17 protein-coding genes are annotated in these 20,367 nt (G+C 72.4%); 10 read left to right on the plus strand and 7 right to left on the minus strand.

The window, feature by feature from the left end:
* The first annotated feature begins 39 nt into the window (after nucleotides 1-39).
* Together FBY23_RS04420 and FBY23_RS04425 are read left to right on the plus strand one after the other, a co-directional pair.
* A complete protein-coding gene (locus FBY23_RS04420; protein ID WP_260805738.1) occupies nucleotides 40-729 on the plus strand; it encodes a TetR/AcrR family transcriptional regulator in 690 nt (229 codons plus the stop codon).
* A 207-nt stretch (nucleotides 730-936) separates the two neighbouring features.
* Nucleotides 937-1,368 carry an SRPBCC family protein gene (locus FBY23_RS04425; RefSeq protein WP_141797042.1) on the plus strand — a complete coding sequence of 144 codons (432 nt, stop codon included), beginning with the start codon at nucleotides 937-939 and terminating at the stop codon, nucleotides 1,366-1,368.
* Between the two features lie 12 nt (nucleotides 1,369-1,380).
* Here the strand turns inward: FBY23_RS04425 and FBY23_RS04430 are convergent, their stop codons facing one another.
* Complete coding sequence (locus FBY23_RS04430) at nucleotides 1,381-1,635, minus strand: phosphatase PAP2 family protein (RefSeq protein WP_141797043.1); 255 nt, start codon at nucleotides 1,633-1,635, stop codon at nucleotides 1,381-1,383.
* 355 nt (nucleotides 1,636-1,990) lie between these two features.
* On the opposite strand from FBY23_RS04430, the gene FBY23_RS04435 reads away from it, so the two are divergent.
* A complete protein-coding gene (locus tag FBY23_RS04435) occupies nucleotides 1,991-3,523 on the plus strand; it encodes a S8 family serine peptidase (RefSeq protein WP_141797044.1) in 1,533 nt (510 codons plus the stop codon).
* A 25-nt stretch (nucleotides 3,524-3,548) separates the two neighbouring features.
* On the opposite strand, the gene FBY23_RS04440 is transcribed toward FBY23_RS04435, so the two are convergent.
* Nucleotides 3,549-4,358: a helix-turn-helix transcriptional regulator gene (locus FBY23_RS04440; RefSeq protein WP_141797045.1), complete on the minus strand. Its 810-nt coding sequence runs from the start codon at nucleotides 4,356-4,358 to the stop codon at nucleotides 3,549-3,551.
* Between the two features lie 77 nt (nucleotides 4,359-4,435).
* Complete coding sequence (locus FBY23_RS04445; protein ID WP_141797046.1) at nucleotides 4,436-4,951, minus strand: DNA-binding transcriptional regulator; 516 nt, start codon at nucleotides 4,949-4,951, stop codon at nucleotides 4,436-4,438.
* Between the two features lie 126 nt (nucleotides 4,952-5,077).
* Between FBY23_RS04445 and FBY23_RS04450 the strand changes: the two genes are divergently transcribed.
* Both FBY23_RS04450 and FBY23_RS04455 read left to right on the plus strand, forming a co-directional pair.
* Nucleotides 5,078-5,707, plus strand: a complete 630-nt coding sequence (locus FBY23_RS04450) for a GTP pyrophosphokinase family protein (RefSeq protein WP_260805739.1) — start codon at nucleotides 5,078-5,080, stop codon at nucleotides 5,705-5,707.
* Nucleotides 5,708-5,771: 64 nt separating this feature from the next.
* A complete protein-coding gene (locus FBY23_RS04455; RefSeq protein WP_141797047.1) occupies nucleotides 5,772-5,963 on the plus strand; it encodes a hypothetical protein in 192 nt (63 codons plus the stop codon).
* A 32-nt stretch (nucleotides 5,964-5,995) separates the two neighbouring features.
* On the opposite strand, the gene FBY23_RS04460 is transcribed toward FBY23_RS04455, so the two are convergent.
* Entirely contained in the window at nucleotides 5,996-7,828 is a 1,833-nt protein-coding gene (locus tag FBY23_RS04460) for a LuxR C-terminal-related transcriptional regulator (protein WP_141797048.1), read from the minus strand.
* A gap of 120 nt (nucleotides 7,829-7,948) precedes the next feature.
* Between FBY23_RS04460 and FBY23_RS04465 the strand changes: the two genes are divergently transcribed.
* The 4 genes from FBY23_RS04465 (at nucleotide 7,949) to FBY23_RS25865 (ending at nucleotide 17,019) form a co-directional block, all read left to right on the plus strand.
* Nucleotides 7,949-9,244 carry an MFS transporter gene (locus tag FBY23_RS04465; protein ID WP_160158156.1) on the plus strand — a complete coding sequence of 432 codons (1,296 nt, stop codon included), beginning with the start codon at nucleotides 7,949-7,951 and terminating at the stop codon, nucleotides 9,242-9,244.
* A 137-nt stretch (nucleotides 9,245-9,381) separates the two neighbouring features.
* Entirely contained in the window at nucleotides 9,382-15,357 is a 5,976-nt protein-coding gene (locus tag FBY23_RS04470; RefSeq protein ID WP_141797050.1) for a sortase domain-bontaining protein, read from the plus strand.
* A 127-nt stretch (nucleotides 15,358-15,484) separates the two neighbouring features.
* Nucleotides 15,485-16,222, plus strand: a complete 738-nt coding sequence (locus tag FBY23_RS04475) for an SDR family NAD(P)-dependent oxidoreductase (protein ID WP_160158157.1) — start codon at nucleotides 15,485-15,487, stop codon at nucleotides 16,220-16,222.
* Entirely contained in the window at nucleotides 16,219-17,019 is an 801-nt protein-coding gene (locus tag FBY23_RS25865; protein WP_160158158.1) for an SDR family NAD(P)-dependent oxidoreductase, read from the plus strand. The genes FBY23_RS04475 and FBY23_RS25865 overlap by 4 nt, the downstream gene beginning before the upstream one ends.
* On the opposite strand, the gene FBY23_RS04485 is transcribed toward FBY23_RS25865, so the two are convergent.
* From FBY23_RS04485 to FBY23_RS04495, 3 genes are read right to left on the minus strand one after another with little or no spacing between them, the layout of a single operon-like run.
* Nucleotides 17,009-17,866 carry an esterase family protein gene (locus FBY23_RS04485; protein WP_141797053.1) on the minus strand — a complete coding sequence of 286 codons (858 nt, stop codon included), beginning with the start codon at nucleotides 17,864-17,866 and terminating at the stop codon, nucleotides 17,009-17,011. The genes FBY23_RS25865 and FBY23_RS04485 overlap by 11 nt on opposite strands.
* Nucleotides 17,853-18,614: a tetratricopeptide repeat protein gene (locus FBY23_RS04490; RefSeq protein WP_141797054.1), complete on the minus strand. Its 762-nt coding sequence runs from the start codon at nucleotides 18,612-18,614 to the stop codon at nucleotides 17,853-17,855. The genes FBY23_RS04485 and FBY23_RS04490 overlap by 14 nt, the downstream gene beginning before the upstream one ends.
* A gap of 10 nt (nucleotides 18,615-18,624) precedes the next feature.
* On the minus strand, nucleotides 18,625-19,473 hold the full coding sequence (locus FBY23_RS04495) for a TIGR03619 family F420-dependent LLM class oxidoreductase (RefSeq protein WP_141797055.1): 849 nt from the start codon (nucleotides 19,471-19,473) through the stop codon (nucleotides 18,625-18,627).
* Nucleotides 19,474-19,563: 90 nt separating this feature from the next.
* Here FBY23_RS04495 and FBY23_RS04500 point away from each other — a divergent pair, with 90 nt between their 5' ends.
* A complete protein-coding gene (locus tag FBY23_RS04500; protein ID WP_141797056.1) occupies nucleotides 19,564-20,355 on the plus strand; it encodes a hypothetical protein in 792 nt (263 codons plus the stop codon).
* Nucleotides 20,356-20,367 lie beyond the last annotated feature (12 nt).

Below are 20,367 nucleotides of genomic sequence, written 5' to 3' on the forward strand. Positions count from 1 at the left end.
ATCATCCATTGATACTGGAGTTCACAAGGGGGGTGGGGTGTGACGCAATCGCGTGAGGACGACCGGCGTGGCCGGACCGCTGCGGCGGCGATCGCCGACGCCGCCTTCCGGCTCTTCGCCGAGCACGGGTACGACGCCACCAGCGTCGACGACATCGCCGCCGCCGCGGGCGTGAGCCGCAGCTCCTTCTTCCGGCTGTTCGGGTCGAAGGAGATGGTGATCTTCCCCGACCACGACGCGATCCTCGCCGCGGTCGAGGAGCGCCTGGCCGCCTCCACCCAGAAGAGCGCGATCCTCGCGGTCTCCGACGCGGTGCGCGTCGTCCTGTTCCACTACATCGCCGAGGGCCCGCTGGCCCGGCGCCGCTACCAGCTGACCTCCACGGTCCCCGCGCTGCGCGAGCGCGAGCTGATCAGCGGTGCTCGCTACCAGCAGCTGTTCCGGCAGTACATCAGCGCCTGGGGCGACGGCTCCGAGGAGTCGGAGCGGCGCGGCGAGCTGATGGCGGCCGCCGTGGTCGCCGCCCACAACCGGGTCCTGCGGCGCTGGCTGCGTGAGGAGTGCGAGGACCCGCACGTCGAGATCGACGAGGCGATGGCGCAGGTCAATGCGCTCTTCGCCGCGCCGGCGGCGCCGCCCGCGACGGCCCCCGCAGCCCCCGGCGCCATCCTCGTCGTGCGCACCGACCAGGACCTCGCGGCGCTCGCGGAGCAGCTCCGGTCGCAGTGACCGGCCTGAGCCTCGATTCACCGATTTCCGGCTGCTCCGCGCCACCAGATGGAGCGTCGCCTGCGTTGCCGACGCTCGACAGACGCCCAGTCTGGCTTCGCGCCGGGCGCCTTGGCGCCGCACCCATCTTGTGACGCTCGCGACGCGGCAAAACGGTGAATCGAGGCTGAGCGGCTGTCGTCGCCGCGCCGGGGTACCGACGCGTCCATGCCGAGCGTCGAGCGTGTCATCGTCGTCCCCCGCCCCCTGGGGAAGGTCTGGGACTACCTGACCGACTTCACCACCACCGAGGAGTGGGACCCGCCCACCGTCACGACGGTGCGCACCTCCGGCGACGGCGACGTCGGTACGACGTACCGGAACGTCTCCTCCTTCCTCGGCCACGAGACCGAGGTCGAGTACCGCGTCGTCGCCTGCGTGCCGCACGAGCTGTTCGAGCTCACCGGGACGGCGTCCGGCGTCGACCTGCGCGACACGATCCGGTTCGCCGAGGACGCCGGCGCCACGACGGTCACCTACCGCTCGCAGATCACGCCCCGCGGAGCCGGGAAGCTCGCGGCGCCCCTGGTCAAGGGCGGCCTCGAGCTGCTCGCGAACCAGGTCGCCGACAAGATCGAGGAGCGCCTGCTCCTCCTCTAGTGCTCTAGCGCTCTAGCGCGTCGTGGCGTCGACGACCGCCGCGAGACCGGCGCCGACGGCGACGCCGAGGGCAGCGCCGGCGGCCACGTCCGCGGGCCAGTGTGCCCCCTGGTGCACGCGCACGTACGACGCGAGCAGGGTGCCGCCCGCTGCGGCGGCGCCGAGGATGCGCGACCCGGTGCCGCGGGCACCGCCACCAGTGCCGCCACCGCCCAGGCCCAGCGCCTCCGCGCGGCCAGCGCGGCCGCGGTCGCCGGCAGGGTCCACGGCGTCCCGAGCTGCTGCGGAACCCGCAGCCAGCGCCGGTCCGGCGCATCGTTGACGGCCCGGAACGCCCGCATCTCGAGCCGGCCGGGCCGGTCCCGGTGCCGAACGCACAGGGCCACGTAGGTGCCCGCCGCCAGTGTCGCCACCAGCGGGTCGGAGGGTCGTCTCATGGCGCGCTCCTCGCGTTCGGTCTCGTCCGGCACCGGTACCCAGGCGCATGCCGACGAGTCGAGGCCGCACAAAGCTCTCGTCGCCCGGAAACTTCACCGGGGATCCTCTCGCCAAGCAGGGGTCGGGGAGGACAGGATGTGGCCTGGCGCACATCCCGCGTCCTTCCTCTCGGAAAGGTTGATCCATGCCACAGCACCACCGGCGGCTCCGTGCCGCCGTCCTCACGGTCGCGACCGGCCTCACCCTGGCCGGTCTCTCCGTGACCGGCACCGGCGCCAGTGCCGCCCCCGCGGCCGGCGGCGAGCCCGTCTCCACCCCGGTCCCGATCAGCACACCTGACGGGGTCGTGTCGGCGTACATCCTCAACGCGAAGCACGCCAACCCCGGCCAGACCCGGCTCCTCGAGCGCGCGGTCGCCAAGGCCGGCGGCGTGGTCGTCCAGACCTGGCCGCAGATCGGTGTGGTCGTCGCCCACAGCGACCGGGCCGCCTTCCGCACCGACGTGCAGGCGTACGCCGGCAACGCGCTCGAGTCGGTCGGCGCCACCCGCACCGTGCCGGTGACCGAGGGAACCCCGGCCGGCGTCCAGGCCCCGTGGGGTCCGGGCAAGGGCCAGGTCCGCAAGGACCAGACCTCGCCCCAGCAGGACGACACCGAGAACACCGTCACGGCCGCGGACCCGCGCGAGACCGAGCAGTGGGACATGCAGGTCATCAAGGCCGACCAGGCGCACGCGATCACCGACGGCTCCCGTGACGTCGTCGTGGGCGTGCTCGACTCCGGTATCGACCCCGACCACCCGGACCTCGTCGCCAACATCGACGTCGCCGACTCGGTCAACTGCAGCAACGCGGGCCGCCCGGACACCTCGCCGACCGGCTGGTACCCGACCACGAGCGACCACGGCACCCACGTCGCGGGCACCATCGGCGCCGCGCGCAACGGCACCGGCATCGTCGGAGTGGCGCCCAACGTGCGGATGGCGTCGGTCAAGGTCGTCAACGACGACGGGTTCATCTACCCGGAGTACGCCGTGTGCGGCTTCGTCTGGGCCGGCATGCACGGCATGGACGTGACCAACAACAGCTACTACGTCGACCCGTTCGAGTTCTACTGCGAGGACCAGCCCGACCAGTACGCCGCCAAGGAGGCCGTGCGTCGCGCGGTCGCCTGGTCCACCGACCAGGGCGTCGTCCACGCCGCGGCCGCCGGCAACTCGGGCCACGACCTGGCCGACAAGTCGTCCTTCCTCGACGAGGGCAGCCCCGACGACGGCACCCCGGTGACGCGCACGCTCAACAGCGGCTGCCAGGACATTCCGACCGAGCTCCCGGGCGTGGTCACCGTCTCGGCCAGCCACCGCAACGACATCCTGGCCTACTTCTCGAACCGCGGCCTCGGCGTCATCGATGTGGCCGCGCCGGGACGCAGCATCTTGTCGACCATCGTCAACGGCAACGGCTACGGCCTGAAGTCCGGTACGTCGATGGCCTCGCCGCACGTCGCCGGCGTCCTCGCCCTGATGAAGTCGGCCCACCCCGACCTCACCCCGGCGCAGATGGTCGCCAAGCTGCGCGCCGACGCCGACGACCACCCGTGCACCGTCCAGGAGACGCCGCCGGGCGGCGGCGACTTCGGTGCCCCGTGCGTCGGGACCGACGCCGACAACAGCTACTACGGCGAGGGCATGGTCGACGCCCTCGACGCGGTCAGCTGAGCTCCGGGCTCCGCTGGGGCTGGGCTCAGTCCCAGCTCCAGCGGATGCCCAGCGTCCCGGGGCCGAAGGACGTGACCGTGCGGCTCACGCTGGTCCCGAAGGTCTCGAGCTCGACGACCTCCTCGTGGCCGTCGACGATCGTGTAGTACTCGCAGTGCGTGGGCATGTCGTCCGGGTCGAACCGGATCCACAGGCTGATCGAGCGCATCTTGCGCACGGCCCAGTAGAAGTAGCTGTTGTCGTCGGGGTCGGGCGTCCGGTAGACGACCTCCTGCTCGAGCAGCGTGCTCTCGCCGGGCCCCAGCGGCCGGTCCAGGATCATCTCGCCGACGACGATGCCGCGCTCCTCGTCGTGGGTGATCTCGCCGAGCCGGAAGCCGCCGAGCGAGGTCACGCCGGGGGTCAGCGCCCCGGGCCGCACCCGCAGGATGAAGGCCCGCCGGTCGGCATTCACGCGCACCGACTCGACCACGACGATGTAGGTCATCCGCAGGGGTGAGCGGTCCGGCCCGATGACGTACTTCAGCGTCACCTCCTGGTCGATCAGCCGGTCGGACGGCGACAGGAAGCCGAGGTCGTCGAGGAGGACCTGGATCCGGTCGGCGTCGTCGCTGAGGTCGGACAGCAGGTCGGGCGCGACCCGGCGCCGGCGCCCCTCGATCAGCGCCTCCAGGGCTCCCGGCTCGAGGCCGAGGACCTCCTCGACCTGGGCGAGCGCGCGCAGCGACCGCTCCTGCTCGGGCTCGCGCTGGCCGGAGCGCCAGTAGCTCAGGGTCGCCAGGCTGACGCCGGCACCGCGCGCGCTCAGCACGCGGTGCAGCGCGCTCAAGCTCATCGCACGGTCCGAGAGAGCCCGGTCGAAGGCCAATGAGAACGGGCCCCTCCGCATGAGGCGACCCTAACCAACAGCCCTCAGGACGCGCGCGGGACCTCCCCGCCCAGCCGCAAGTGGCGCTCGACCCGCTTGATCCGCAGCATCATGGTCGCCGACGGTACGACGTGCCCGTGCACGTAGCTCGACAGCCGCGACGCCGACGTACCGACCCGGGCCGCGAACGCGCGCTGGCTCAGGCCGCTCATCGCCACGATCCGGCGTACCTCCGCCGCGACCGCGGCCCGTTCGCGGTCCGACTCACGTTGCTGGCAGGCCCGACGGAACTCCTCGACCGCGCGCCGGACCCGGGGATCGGCCGCCCGGAGCACCTCCTCGGTGGCGGGGTCGGTCTCGGTGGACCACGGCCGGTACGCCACCCGGGCCAGCGTCGGACCCCAGCCCAGCGGGTCGTCCCCGTCGGCCGGCGGGTCGGCCTCGAGCGCGGCGAGGAGCAGCCACCCCGCCGGGTGGTTCCTCTCGGCGAGCCCTGCCAGGACGGCCGCCGCCGCGACCGTCGCCGGCCAGTCCCGCGTTCCCTCGTGCGTGCCCGACATGCAAGCCCCTCTCCCGGTGTCCTCCGCTCCGGGCAGCACGTTAAGGAGGTGGGCTTCACGCGCCGTGTCCTCGAATGTGAAGGGCCGGACCTGCTCCGGTCATCGGGCACCGGGCACACTCGACGCGTGAGCGCCATCGTCCCCGAGGAGCAGTCGGGCTTCCTGCGTGAGCTCCGGCTGTTCCACCTGAACTACAAGTTCGGCCTCGACGAGATCCTGACCAAGATCAACATCCTGCGCGAGGAGATGACCTTCCGCGACGGGGCCAACCCGATCGAGCACGTCACCTCGCGGATCAAGACCATCGACAGCCTGCGCCGGAAGGCCGAGCGGATCGGCTGTCCGTTGGAGCTCGACGCGATCGCTGAGCAGATCCGCGACATCGCCGGCGTCCGCATCGTGTGCAGCTTCATCTCCGACGTCTACCGGGTCCTCGAGATGCTCACCTCGCAGCCCGACGTCACGGTGCGCCAGGTCAAGGACTACGTCGCGCAGCCCAAGGCCAACGGATACCGGAGCCTGCACGCGATCGTCGAGATCCCGGTCTTCTTGTCCGACACGACCCACGCGGTGCCGATCGAGGTCCAGATCCGCACGGTGGCGATGGACTTCTGGGCCAGCGTCGAGCACAAGATCTACTACAAGTACGCCAAGGACGTGCCGGCCGAGCTCGTCGAGGAGCTCTCCGCCGCCGCCCGGGTCGCCCACGACCTCGACACCCGGATGGGCGAGCTGCACCGCATCGTGCACGGGTGAACTCGGGGGTGACATCGGGCTCGGGACCCCCGAGCCCGCCCGTGCCGCACCCAGAATCAGGGACATGCACAGCAGGCTCCCGATCGTCGTACGGCGCACGACGGAGTTCGACGCGCTCGTCGAGCTCCGTCTGCAGCGCCTGCGCACCGAGATCGACGCGGCCCGCTCGCGGTTGGCCGACGAGCCCGAGATCGAGGTCCTGACCCACCTGTGCACCGTGCTCGCCGGGCTGGGCGAGCGCCTGGAGGGCCGATGACGGCCGCAGCCTGAGGTCGCCGTGGGGCTCGGTCAGTCGGTCGGGTCGAGCAGCCCGAGGAGCTGCGCCCTGAGCACCACCGCGTCGCGGGAGCGTGCGTCGAGCTTGCGACGAAGGCTGGCCAGGTGGGTCTTGACCGTGTTGACCGAGACGAAGTTGGCCTTCGCGATCTCGGGCAGCGACAGGCCGGAGGCGAGGTCCTCCAGCAGGTCGCGCTCGCGCCTGGTCACGCTCACCAGGTCGACCGACTTGGGATAGATGTCGGTGATCCCGCGCCGGTCGAGGACGTCGAGCAGGTCGGCGAGGCCGGGCACCTCGGTGACGAGGTCGTCGAGGGTGGTCCGGGGGACCGTGGCGAGGGCGCGCGGCGCGTTCTGCTCCTGAGCGCGGGCCACGCCGCGCTGGGCAGCCTCGACGGCGCCCGGCCGGTCACCCGTCGCGTGCCGGGCAGCCGCGATCACCAGCAGCGCCTCGGTCACCGACCGTCGGCTCGCGGTGCTGTCCTGGACGACCGTCTCGGCCGCGGTGAGGGCCGCCTCGTGCTCACCGGTGAGGAGCAGCGTCCGGGCGCGCAGGACGCGGCCCGTGCCCGCGAGGTCCGGTACGCCGCCGAGCGCGGCCAGTGCGCGATTGGCCTGTCCCGTCGCGAGGTGGACGTCGGACCACAGCAGCGGGACGACTGCGGCCGCGAGGCCGGCCCGGGTCAGTGCCGTGCGCTGTGCGGCCATCGTGTCCTCGACGATGCGGCGTGCGTACGCGGTGTCGCCGCGGGTCAGCGCGTGTCGCACCTGGATCCACAGGTGGACCACCCATTGCTCGCCGCGTTGGCTGGGGTGGGGCATCGCACGCACGTGCTGATCGGCCTCCCGGTCGAGCCCGTCGATCGCGTGGAGGGCCCGCACCGCGGTGAGGTTGGACTCGACGAAGCCGTCGACCCACAGGTCGGGACGGCGTCCGGCGCGCGCCGCCTCGTCGAGCCAGCCGACGCTGGCGGCGTACGCACCCCGCAGCGCCTCGACCAGGGCGAGCTTGCCGGCGGTGCCCCGGGCGACGAAGCCGTACGGATCGCGCTCCCGGTGCGTCCAGGCCGTGAGGAATGAAGTCCGCGCGGCCGTCAGGTCGCCGGCGACCTGGGCGGTGATCCCGGCCTGGAGGTGCCAGTAGGGCAGGATCCGGCCGCGGTCGCCGTACCAGGGATAGACACTGGCCTCGGCCAGGGGCGCGGCCGCCCGGACGATCTCCATCGCCTCCTCGAAACGGCCCAGCCGGCGGCGGGTGACGAGAGGCAGCAACGCCTGGCGCAGCCGGATGTCGCCGTTGCGGGCGAACTCGGCCTCGGCCTCGTCGGCGGTGGGGGGCAGGCGCACAGGGGTGGTGCCGACCGGCAGTCGCCCGATGTCCTCGAGCCGGAACGCCAGGCCGGGCAGGTCGGCGGCGAGCTCGACCGGAAGGTCGAGGGTGGCCGCGTACATCGCCGCGGCGTACGGACCGTGGGCCAGGTCCACGCCCCACCGGTCGATGATCCGGGCCGTCCGTTCGAGGTCGCCGAGGGTGCGAGCCGCCGTGAGCCCGGCGTCGAGTCGTCCGGAGACCAGGCGCAGGTCGGCCTGCCGCCGCAGCAGCTGGGCGACCCGGTCGGGCTGGTCGCGGCGCAGCGCGTCGCACACGCGCGCCGCACGGACCCCTGAGGCGAGCGTGACGGCGGCGTCCTCCGCGCGCAGCGCGAGGTGACCGGCGTCGATGGCGTCCTGGGCCGCGGTCGTGGTGCCGGGGCCGCCGAGGTCGTCGAGCTCGGCGATCTCGGTCGGGCCGAGGACCGCGATGATCTCGACGACGTCGTGGTGTGCGGGGTCGACGTCCAGCAACGGGAGCTCCTCGGATGCCGGTCCCACTCCGAGCCGTCGTGGGGGCAGCCGGGACCGGTGCCGCCCCAGACGCCGACAAGGCTAACGTGCCGCTGCCCCCTCTCTCCCAGGAGTCCTGTCGTGCCCGTGCAGCGTCTGCGTCCGGCGAGTGTCGCCGCCCTCTGCGTCACCGAGCTCTGCGCCCTCGGTGCCCTGGTGGTCCCGCTCGTCGTGGGCCTGAGCCTGCTCGTGCGCGAGCTTGACTCCGGCCTCGCGCCGGAGACGCGGTTGAGCTGGGTGGAGACCACGGGGGCGCTGGCCGGGATGACCTTCAACCCGGTGTGGGGCTGGCTCAGCGACCGCCGGGTCCGGCGGGGCGGGGACCGCACGCGGTGGATCGTCGGTGGCACGGTCTGCGGCTGCGCCTTCGCGGTCACCGCGACCTTCATGCCGAACCTGCCCTTGCTCGTCGCGGTCTGGGCCTGCGCCCAGGCGTCCTACAGCGCGACCTTCGCGGCGCTCTACGGGACCCTCTCGGACGTCGTACCACCGGCCGACCGGACCCGGGTGTCGGGTTGGTTCGCCGCGGCGGCGACCGGTGCGATCGCGCTGGGCGGCCTGATCGGGTACGCCCTGCTGAGCGGCCACTTCGGTGCGGTGCTCCGGGAGCCGCGTGCGTCATTCGTGCTGCTCTCGATCGTCGCGGTCCCGGTGGCCGCCGTCGCTGCGTGGCACCTGCGCACGCTCGAGCCGCTCCCGCACGAGCCCGCGCCGGTACGACGTCCCGCGGACGGTCCGCGAGGGCTCGTCGCCGTGCTGGCGGGAGCGGGGGCGCCCTACTGGTGGCTGTGGTTGCAGCGTCTTTTCGCGCAAGCCGCGTACAGCTGCCTGACCGTCTACGGCGTGTTCTTCCTGATCCGGCGGGTGGGCCGCGAGCCACACGACGCCGCTTCCCTGGTCGCCCTGGTGACCGCGATCGGTGCGGCGACCGGGATGGTGATGGCGATCGGCGGCGCCCGGGCACTGGCCCGGCGAGTCGGGTACCGGCCGGTCATGGCCGGCGGGATCCTGCTGCTGCTCGGCGCCAACCTGGTACTCACCACGGCGACCGGCACGCCGGCGTACGTCCTGGCCCTGCTCTGCGCCGGCGCGGGCCTGGGCACCTACGTCGCACTCGACCTCGCCGTGGCGCTGGCCGTGCTGCCGCACGGCGCGAACGGTCGCCTGCTCGGCTACTTCAACATCGCCCGGACGCTGCCGCAGACCGTCGTCCCCGCCCTGGGCCCCGCGTTCCTCGCGATCGGCAGCGGGGACCTCGTCGGCGTCGACCCGTCCCGCAACTACTTCGCCTTCTTCGTCTTCGGCAGCGCTCTCGCGGCGGTGGCGCTGGTGCTGTTGACCCGGATGACGCTCCCGGAGCGCGACTCGATGGGATGAGACGTGGGGTGAGGTTCCCTCGTCCTGCGCACGTCGGACCGAGTGAGCCCCGATGCTCACGAAGCGAGGAGCAGGACCCCGTCCCCCTGGGGGTCCTGTCGTCCTCGGTCTCGTGCCCCCACTCGGAAGGTCCCCCCGTGAATCGCATCCTGGCCGCACGCGTCCCGGCGCTCGTGGCGCTGGTGCTCGCCCTCATCGCCTCCGGTGTGGGGGTCCTGCTCCCGACCTCGGCCGCGGCGGCTGGCAGCGGCGTGCTCAACATCGTCGTCACACCCGTCGACCTGAGCGACGGCTCGACGATCACGGACATCCAGGAAGGCGCGCACGGCAACAAGGTCACCTACCGGGTGCAGTACTCCTGCACCACGGCTGCCTGTGACAGCACCCAGGTGCAGTTCTCGACCCCGCCGGTCGACCCGTGGGGCCTGCTCCCCGCCGGGCAGACCATCCTCCAGTACGCGTCCTGGGTCGCGCCCGCCGCGGGCGGCGGCACGATCGGCGGCACCGACGCGACCGGCAAGGTGGTCGACCTCGGCAACCTCGCAGCCGGCACGTCGGGCACGTTCTCGGTGACCTACGGCTACCAGTCCTCGCGCAACCGGGAGGTCCCCAACGGCTCGTTCTACACGAACGGCTTCGACGTCCCCATGTCGGCCACGATCAGCTCGGCCACCGCCACCGCTCCGAAGACCTCGGACACCGCGGTGACGTGGCACATCGGGACGCCCAACGCCCCGTCGGCGAACCTCGCGCCGAACAACGGCACCTTCGACACCGACCTGCAGGAGACCTTCTCCATCGCGGTCAACCCCGGCAACATGAAGACCAACCCGGGGTCCAACGTGGCCGGTGCGGCCGACTACGTGGCGACCGGCAACTACCGGATCGTCTACACCGTGCCGGCCCAGGCCGTCATCGACGAGGCGAGCCACGGCGGTGTGGTCGACAACGCCAACCACACGGTCACCTGGACCAAGGGCTCGCTCGCCAGCCCGTCGTACGGCGCCCGCGGTGGCTTCGGCATCGCGGCCCTCAGCGGGTTCAACAGTGGCGGCGCGGCGTCGAACAACTCCCTGGTCGGTGACGACGACGACGCCTTCTGGAGCCCGCGCACGGTCAAGGTGCGCTTCCTCGGCGAGAACTTCCCGTCGGCGGATGCCGACGGCTGCAACTTCAACGAGCAGGTGAGCTCGACCCTCGACGTCACGGTGAACTACCTCGACCAGGCACGCACGCAGAAGACGCTGAGCCGCACCCAGACCAACAAGGTCGCCTGCACCACGCCGTTCGGTGGCGGGACCTCCTCGAAGACGGTCGTGGGCGGTGCCACCAGTGCCTTCGGAGACGGCGATCTCGGCGGGGGCGTCTACGCCGTCAACGTGCCCGCGCCGGGCGAGACCGACACCGGTGTGCGGGAGTGGCGGGTGGCGGCCTCCAACCAGGGCAACGTCGATGCCACCGCGGTGATCGACGAGCCGAACCTGGACCTCGACCACGTCAAGGTCCACCGGATCACGGCCTTCGCCTACGCCGGTGCGCCGTCCACCTGGCGCGCCGCGGTCGAGTGGGTGGACAACACCGGTGTCAGCGGTACCTCACAGCTCGCGACCAATGGCTTCGTCGATGCTGCCGCGGGTCGCTGGTTCGTGAGCGCGCGGACGACGGCGCCACTCGAGGCCGGCCGGATCCTCCCCACGGACAGCACGGCGACCACCATGCAGATGGGCTACCGCTTCCGCGTCGACGACGGTGCCGTACCGCTCCTCGGCGAGCAGCGCACCAACACCGCGGACGTCTCGTTGACCTACCCCGCGGACGCCGACGGGGACGGGACGCCCGACGACTACGTCAACCTGCAGGGGCAGCCGCTGCCGACCCGCCAGGTCTCCTCGCAACCCTCGCGGACCGTGAGGTACACCCAGCCGCTCGCCACGCTCGCTCCCGGCTGGTCCGGCAACCCCGTCGTGTCAGGCGGTGGGACGCCGATCCCCGGCACCGAGGTCACCTTCCGGCTGCGCGCCCTGACGTCGAACGTCTGGCCCGGGACGTCGGTCCAGCCCCAGCTGGTCTTCATCGCCCCCGAGAACTGGGAGGTCGTGCCGGGCTCGGCGGCCTTCGTGGCGGCGGGCACCGGCAACACGGCGACGGCTCCCGCCGGCGTCACCTTCGAGTACCGCACGGTGACCCTCAACGGCGTCCCGCGCAGCGTCGCGGTCGCGACGTACCCGGGACCCGTGGCGCTGAGCTCGGCGACCAACGACTACTGGCCCACGCTCAGAGTGGTCGCGCGGCCGACGGCAGCAGCCGTTCCCGGTGCCACCCCCTCGGCCACCGTGTGGGCGGGGGACCAGAGCGAGAGCTGGACGGACGCCACGGGCAACGCGTACGTCGCGGGACCCGACCAGTTCCGGGTCAGCGCGCTCGGCGTGGACGCCCCGGACGTCGATGGCGACGGCAACACGACCGAGGAGTACGCCGCCGTGACGACGGCGTACCCGAACCTCGCGGTCGCGGCGTCCGACGGCCTGACCGTCGTCAAGTCGCTCTGCATCCCTGACCCGGACGCGACGGACGGCTGCACCTGGGTCTCCGACCCCTCGCAGGTGCACGAGATCCCGGCCTCGGAGTCGAGTGTGAAGTACCGGATCACCCTGACCAACGGCGGCAACACCGCGTTGCAGGACGTCGTCGCCTACGACGTCATGCCGCACGTCGGTGACACCGGCCTGCTGGCCGACCCCGACCCGCGCGGCTCGGAGTTCGACCTGCTCATCGACTCCGTCGAGTCGAGCACCGCCAACGCGGACCTGGCGTTCTCCGCCTCGACCAACCCCGCCCGGCCGGAGGTCAACCCGACCGCCACCGGCACCGTGAACGACTGGGGTGCCGGCGCCGCGGGCAAGAAGGCGATCCGGCTGACGGTCCCCGGTGGTCTCGGCGCGGGCCAGAACGCGTCGGTCGTGCTCGTCGCCGCCGTGGCACCGGGTTCCCCCGCCAACAAGGTCGCGTGCAACACCGTCGCGGCGGACTCCGCGGCGACGCTTCCCGTCGAGCCGCTCCCGGTGTGCGTCACGCGTGAGGCGGGCATGCCCTCCCTCGCGACGACCAAGTCGGCCGTGCTCACCACCGACGGCGGCACGCACGGCGTGGCGGATGCGGGCGACGTCATCACCTACACGGTGAGCGTCGAGAACACCGGCAACATCGCGGTCGCCGACGTGTCCGTCTCCGACGAGCTGCCCGGCCTGTCCGCCGTGACGCCGGCGAGCGTCGCGACGCTCGCGCCGGGTGATGTCCAGGAGTTCACGGCGACGTACACCGTCACGCAGGCCGACGTCGACAACGGTGGCGTCGTCCGCAACACCGCCACCGCGCAGGGAACCGGGCCGGACGGCCCGGTCACCTCGCCGCCGGCCTCGGCCGACGTGACGCTGGTCGCCGCGGCACCGAGCCTGCTGACCGACAAGGAGGCCGATCTCCAGGACGCCAACGGCAACGGCAAGGCCGACGAGGGCGAGAAGATCGCCTACACCTTCACCGTCCGCAACAACGGCAACGTCACCCTCGAGGGCGTCACCGTGGACGACCCGATGGTCACCGGCATCACCCCGGCCTCGGCGACGATCGCGCCGGGCGCCAACCAGGTGTTCACCGCGAGCCTCTACACGGTGACCCAGGCCGACGTCGACGGCGGCGGCCCGATCGTCAACCGCGCGTCGGCGAGCGGCACCGACCCCGCGGGCGGCGACGTGACCTCCCCGGACGACACGACGTCGACCGACACGGCGACCCGCACCCCGGGCATCGCGATCGACAAGTCGGCCGCGATCACGACGGACGAGGGGGTCGCCGGCAAGGCCGACGCGGGTGACGTGATCACCTATTCCTTCGAGGTCGAGAACACCGGCAACGTGACCCTCGCCGCGGTGAGCGTCGTCGACGCCCTCCCCGGCCTCTCGCCGACCTCGCCGCTGCAGGTGGCGTCGCTGGCACCGGGCGCTAGTACGACGTTCACCGCGACGTACGTCGTGAGCCAGGCAGAAGTGGACGGTGGCGCGCCGATCCACAACTCCGCCGTGGCCAGGGGCACGGCGCCCGGCGGCGCGACCGCGACGTCTCTGCCGGACGCCACCGACACCGACGTGGCTCCGCCGACACCGGGACTGGCGATCGACAAGACCGCCGTGCTCGACGACACCAACCACAACGGCGCGGCGGACGAGGGCGAGGTCATCACGTACTCGTTCTCGGCGCAGAACACCGGCAACGTGACCCTCACCGGCGTCACCGTGAGCGACCCGCTGGACGGTCTCTCGGCGATCACGCCTGCGTCCGTGGCGATCCTGGCACCCGGCGACGACGCCGTCTTCTCGGCGACCTACGCGGTGACCCAGGACGATGTCGACACCGGCGGGACGGTGCACAACTCCGCCGTCGCGAAGGGCACCGCGCCCGGCGCGGTCGCCCTGACCTCGGACCCCGACACGACCGACACGAACCTCGTGCCGGGCGCACCGGGGATCGCGCTGGACAAGAAGTCCCTGCTCGATGACACCAACGGCAACGGAAAGGCCGACGTCGGCGAGGAGATCGCCTACACGTTCGAGGTCGAGAACACCGGCAACGTCACGGTGAGCGGCGTCAGCGTCACCGACCCGGAGGTCGCGGGCATCGCTCCCGCCAGCGCGACGATCGCCCCCGGCGACACGGCGACCTTCACCTCCGACCCGTACGTCGTCACCCAGGGTGACGTCGACGACGGGGTCGTGCACAACGTGGCGTCCGCCGCGGGCACGGCGCCCGGAGGCGTGCCGGTGAACGGCGACGACGTCGACGACGTCGACACCGTCGAGGCGCACCCCGACGTGACGGTGGTGAAGTCCGCGGAGCTGACGCTCGACGAGCACGTGCAGGGCAAGGCCGACGTGGACGACGTGGTGACCTACACGTTCAAGGTCCGCAACGACGGCAAGGCGACCGCCTTCGACGTCACGGTGACCGACGCCCTGCCGGGTCTCAGCACCGTCTCACCGGCGGGCGTGGCCAGCCTCGCACCCGGTGCCGAGGCGGAGTTCACGGCGACGTACCGGGTCACTCGGGCCGACGTGAAGCGCGGAAGCATCGACAACACGGCCACCGCGACCTTCCGCGGTCCCGTCCGCGGTGGCGTGACCCCGGCGCCCGTCGAGGTCGACTCCAACCAGGTGACGACCCCCACTGGGGGCCTGGGGGCGCCGGCGATCACGACGTCTGCCTCGGACCGCAAGGTCGCGATGTCGGTTCGCAGCAACGGCACACCGAACGCCGTCCAGCTGCACGACGTGGTGACGCTGAACGGGTTCGAGGCGGGTGGCGACGCGCAGGGGACCGCCACGCTCTACGGTCCCGTGTCCCAACCGTCGGCCGCCATGTGCGTCCCGGCCAAGGCCGTCGCCACGGTCGGCTTCGCGCCCGTCAACGGCACGACTCGGACGCCTTCGGTCGCCGTCACCGAGCCCGGCTACTACACCTGGGTCGTGAGCACCGGTGCCGACCGCCGCAACGAGGCGGCCAGCCACGCCTGTGGTCTCGCCGAGGAGACGACGCTCGTGCACCGGGCCGATGTCGACAAGGTGAGGATCGAGACCGGCTTCTCCGGGACCGCTCCGGCGACCGCGCGCCGGGCCAAGGCTGCCCGGATCTCCATCCCGGCGCTCGGGATGAGGGCCAGGCTCGAGACGGTCGGTGTGCGCAAGAGCTCGATGGTGATCCCGAAGAACGTCGCCAAGGGCGGCTGGCTGGCGAGCTCGGCCGCACCTGGCGAGGCGATCGGTGCGACGGTGATCGCCGGCCACGTCTCCGACCGGCACGACCGGCGGGGTCCGTTCGGCAAGCTGACGAAGGCGCGCAAGGGACAGGTGATCACCGTGCGCGGCGCGGACGGCACGGTGCAGAGGTACCGCATCGCGCGGATCTACACCCAGCTGCGCACGAGGGGCTTCACCGGCGACCCGGTCAGCACCACGGGCCCCCACCAGCTCACCCTGGTCACCTGCACCGGCAAGGTCACCCATCCCAACGGCCGCTACCACTACACGAAGAACCTCGTGGTCGTCGCGACCCCGATCGGGTAGCGGAGCGCGTCGCGACCCGGTCCCGTCCTCACCGACGGGACCGGGTCCAGGCGGCGACTGCCGTACGCCGATCTAGAACAGGTTCTATGGTGTCCTCGGCATGCTGCCGCGAACTCCAGGAGGACCCATGATCGACCAGCCCGCTCCCCGCCCCCAGCGCTTCACCGGCCGCCGGGTCGTCGTCACGGGTGCCGCCGGCGGCCTCGGACAGGTCGTCGCCGGGCTGTTCCGCGCCGAGGGCGCGACCGTGGTCGCCACCGACGTGGTCGCTGCCGACGGTGTCGTGGCCTGCGACCTGTCCGACGACGCCGCCCGCGACGCGTTCGTGGCCGACGCCCTCGCCGAGCTCGGCGGCCTCGACGTGCTGTGCAACGTCGCCGGGATCCAGAAGTTCGCCGAGGTCGGCGCGATCACCGCCGACCTGCTGCGCAAGCACTTCGACGTCAACGCCCTCGCGCCGATCATGCTCGCCCAGGCCTGCGCCGACGCGCTCGTCGCGAGCAAGGGCAATGTCGTCTCGGTCGCCTCGATCTCGGCCGTGATGGGCCAGCCCTACAACGCGCCGTACTGCTCCTCGAAGGCCGCGCTCCTGCTCGGCATGCGGGCCCTCGCCGTCGAGTTCGGCACGAAGGGCGTGCGGGTCAACTGCGTGTCCCCGGGCGGCATCGCGACGCCGATGGTCGAGGCCGCGGCCGCCGGGCTGCCCGCCGACGCCAACTGGGACCTGGTCGCCCGCAGCACCTCGGTCATTCCCGGCTTCATGCCGCCCGCCGACGTCGCGGAAGCACTGCTCTACCTCGCCTCCGACGCCGCCGCGTCGGTCACCGGCGCCAACCTCGTCGTCGACCGCGGCGTCGTCTGGTGAGTACTCGCCGGGCCGTCGTCACCGGTGCCGGGCCGCGCTCGATCGGTCGTGCCGTCGCCGACGCGCTGCTCGCCGACGGCTGGGGCGTCACGGTCACCCGCCGCGACACCCTCGACCTCGCCGACCGGGCGTCGGTCGCGGCCTTCGCTGCGTCGTACGCCGAGCAGGCCGACCGCCTCGACCTGCTGGTCAACAGCGCCGGCATCCACCTCGACCTCGGCTCGCGGTGGACCGAGCCACAGCTGCTCGACGGACACGAGATCCACTGGCGCACGAACTACCTCGGCACCGTCGACCTGACGACGGCGCTGCTCCCACTGCTCCTCGCTGCTGGCGGTGGCACCGTGGTGCACGTCGTCTCCCAGCTGCACGAGCGCGGCACCACCGACCAGCTGCTCGGGCGACCGGTCGGCTACGACTCGTGGGCGTCGTACGGCACCTCCAAGCTGGGCCTGGTCCACCACGCCGCCCTCCTCGCCGAGCGGTACGGCGAGCGGGGGCTCCGCGCCCTGTCCGTGCACCCCGGCGCGGTCTCGACGAACATCGCCGACCGCGGCCTCGAGACCCGCCCGCTGCTGCGCCGGCTGCGCAGCCTCGCCCTGCCCCTCGAGCGGCGCACCCTGATGACGCCCGGGGAGTCGGCCGCTCACCTGGTCCGGATCGCGACCGATCCCTCGGCCGCATCGGGCTACTACCGCAAGAGCCGGGCCCTCGACCCGGCCCCGGCCGCCGGCGACCTCGAGGCGCGGGCCGAGCTGGCGGCGGCCACGGAGGCGTGGCTGGCCGCTAGGCAGTGAGGGCCTCGGCCAGGAATCGCAGCTGGCCGGGCACCACCCGCCGCCAGTACCCGACGTCGTGCCCACCCCGACTGAACCCGCCGGCGGGCCGCGGAGCCAGATCGGCGACCAGGTCGCGGGTCGCGGGGTAGAACGGGTCGCCCTTGCCGCAGTCCACCCGCAGCGGTACACCGGCGAGCGTTTCCTCGCGACCGAAGATCGTCACCCGCGCGAAGTCGGCGGCGTCGTCGTACGAGCCGGGACTGGTGTCGGCGTACCGGTGCCAGAGCGCGGGGCTCATCACCCCCACGCCCTGGAGCGCGCTGCCCAGCGCCGGCACCAGGTGGAGCGCGCCGAACCCGCCCATCGACCAGCCCAGCAACGCGACCCGGCTGGTGTCGAGGCCACGCTTCGCGATCAGTGGCAGGAACTCCTCGACCACCATCGCTCCGGCATCCTCGCCGCTGCTCCGCTCGTGCCAGTAGGTGTCGCCTCCGTCGACGCTGGCGATCGCGAACGCCGGCATCCCGTCGGCCATCCCGGCCGCAAGGAACCGGTCGAGCGCCAGGTGCGAGCGCGCGAACGCCGACCGGTGGTCGTTGCGCCGCCCGTGCAGCACCACCACGACCGGAAGCCCGTCCGCCGGCGCGGCGATCGACCACCCGCACTGCGCGCCCTTCCGAGCCTGCGACACGAAGCTGCCCGAGGTGACTTCCGTGCCCCCGACGTCCGGCACCGGGCCAGCGGGTCCGTCGTCGGTCCGGTACCGGTACGCCGCTCCCGCGCCGCCGAGGGTCACCGCGCCACCGCCGGCGAAGAGCAGTCCGCGGCGGGAGAGGCGGCGAGGTCCGCGGTCACTCGTCGTCATCGTCGCGCAGCTCCTGCTCGAGGTCGCGCAGTGCCTGCGCGGCCAGGGTGTCGCCACCGGCCGCAGCGAGCCGGAAGTGCTCGATCGCGCCCTCGATGTCGCCCTGCTCGTCGAGCAGGACGGCGAGATTGTGGTGGGCATGCGCGTCGCCGAGCTCGGCCCCGGCCCGGTACGCCGCCTCCGCCGCGATCGGGTCCCCGAGCGCGTCGGCGTACAGGTTGCCGAGCGGGAGCATGCTCTCGACCTCGCCCATCAGCATACCGCGCTCCAGCACCGCCCGGCCCTCCTCGACGCGCCCGGACCGGATGAGCAGACTGCCGAGATCGCTTCGGGCCGAGGCGTACAGCTCGGCGCCGGCGCGCAGGTCGTCCTCCAGGGACGGGTCCCACGAGGTGCACCACCGCCAGCAGGCCACGACCGCCGCGGCGGTCGTGTCGCCGGCCGCGGCCGCCCGTTCGGCCGTCTCCAGCGCCTCGTCTCGCCGGTCCAGCTCGCGCAGCGCGAATGCGACCTGCAAGATCGCGTCCTCGTCGCCGGCCGCCTCCGCGCGTTCGAACGCGGCCAACGCCTCCGGCCAGTGGCCGAGCTCGGACAGCGCGTTGCCCAGGTTGTAGGAGCCCAGCGCCGAGCCGAGCTCATCGGCCATCCGGAAGCAGTCGATGGCCGCCTCGGTACGCCCCATCTCCGCCAGCTCGCACCCGGTCTCGATCAGCGCCTCCTCGTCGGAGGGGTCGACGCTGGGTGGCATGCCCCGGAATCTAGCGCCGCAGCTCCGCCAGCGCGTGCAACTGCTCGACATAGTGACCCGCCGAGTCCGCGGTGATCCGCACCGAGGCAGCGGTCGCGCCGACCTCCTCCAGCACCCCGAGCGCAGCGGCCGCAGCGTCCGGAGCGGAGGACGGGTCGAGGGCGATGTCGGGAGTGAGCACGACCTCGAACCCCTCCGGTACGTCGGCCCGAGCCAGCATGGCCGCCAGCTCGGCCGGCGCGAGGCCGAAGGGCACCCAGCCGTCGGCGAGCTCGACCGCCCGGCGCAGGGAGCGCGGGGTGCGGCCTCCGATCCAGAACGGGACGTGCGGCTGCACGGCATGGGGCGAGACGACCACGTCGGAGAAGGAGAAGTGCGGCCCGTCGTACGACGGCGCCCGGGTCGACAGCGCGGCCCGCAGCGCCCGCAACGCGTCGTCGGCGGCGGCACCACGCCCCTCGAACCGCGCGCCGAGCAGCGCGAACTCCTCCTCGAGCGAGCCGACGCCCAGGCCGAGGACCAGCCGGCCGCCGCTGACCAGGTCGAGCGTGCCGTAGCGCTTGGCGATGGCGAGCGGGTGGTGGTAGCCGAGGACGAGGACCTGGGTGGCGAGCCGGATCCGGGAGGTGCGGGCGGCGAGGTAGCCGAACGTGGCGAGCGGGTCCCAGTACGTGCCGCCGCGCTGGGTGGCGATGTCGGCGGGGACCATCACGTGCTCGCTGCAGGTGAGGAAGTCGAAGCCGAGGGTGTCCGCGGCCTCGGCGATCGCGCCGAGCTCGGCGATGCCGGCGTCGGCCTCCCACGGGGAGAACGACCCCGGCAGCTGCACCACCACGGGGCTGTTGATGCCGATCCTCACGTCACGCCTCTTTCCTCGTCCGCGTCCGTCTGATAGACCAAGTGCTTGCTTGGTTATCCGAACCCTACCCCCATCACGCAGGAGCCCGCCGTGACCAGCCCGCTCAACGACAGCCCCCTCGTCTTCTTCTCCTTCGTCACCCTCGAGGGAGCCGGGCCCGAGGAGCATCACGCCTACAACGAGTGGCACCAGCTCGACCACCGCCCCGAGAACCTCGCCCTGCCCGGCGTCGCGTGGGGCGACCGCTGGGCCCGCCCCGTCGAGTACCGCGGCGGCGTCGCGTCCGACGAGCACGCGCCGACCGACTACATCGCCATGTACTGGTTCAACGACCCCGTCGAGCGCGGTCTCCAGGAGTGGTCCGACCTCGGCGAGGACTCGTTCCAGTGGGGCCGCGGGCCGCTCATCCCGGGCGTGCGGCGCAAGCTGCTGTCGTTCTACCGACCCGTCAAGGGGTACGCCGCCGCGTCGGCGCTGGTGTCGCCCGAGGTGATCCCGTACCGCCCCAACCGCGGTCTCCACCTCACGCTGTCACGGCACGCCGAGCACCACAGCGGCGCCACCCACGAGCACTTCACCTGGCAGGACCGCAGCCTGATCCCCGCGCTGCTCGACCTCGACGGTGTCGCGGGCGCGTGGACCTTCTCCTTCGCCCGCCACCAGGCGCACCCGTCGCTGCCGCTCGCCACCGAGACCGCGGACGCGCCGGGGTCACTGCGGATCCGGCTCGTCTACCTCGACCAGGACCCGCTGCCGACCACCGAGGCCATCGAGAAGACCACCGCCGAGCTGACCGCCGAGCTCAGCGAGGAGGCCGTCGCCTCCGAGGAGGTCCTGCTCAGCACGCCGCTGCGCACGATCATCCCGTGGCAGGACTGGTGAGCACGCCGAGCG

The organism is Nocardioides sp. SLBN-35, from assembly GCF_006715725.1.
In the GTDB taxonomy this organism is placed as follows: Bacteria; Actinomycetota; Actinomycetes; order Propionibacteriales; family Nocardioidaceae; genus Nocardioides.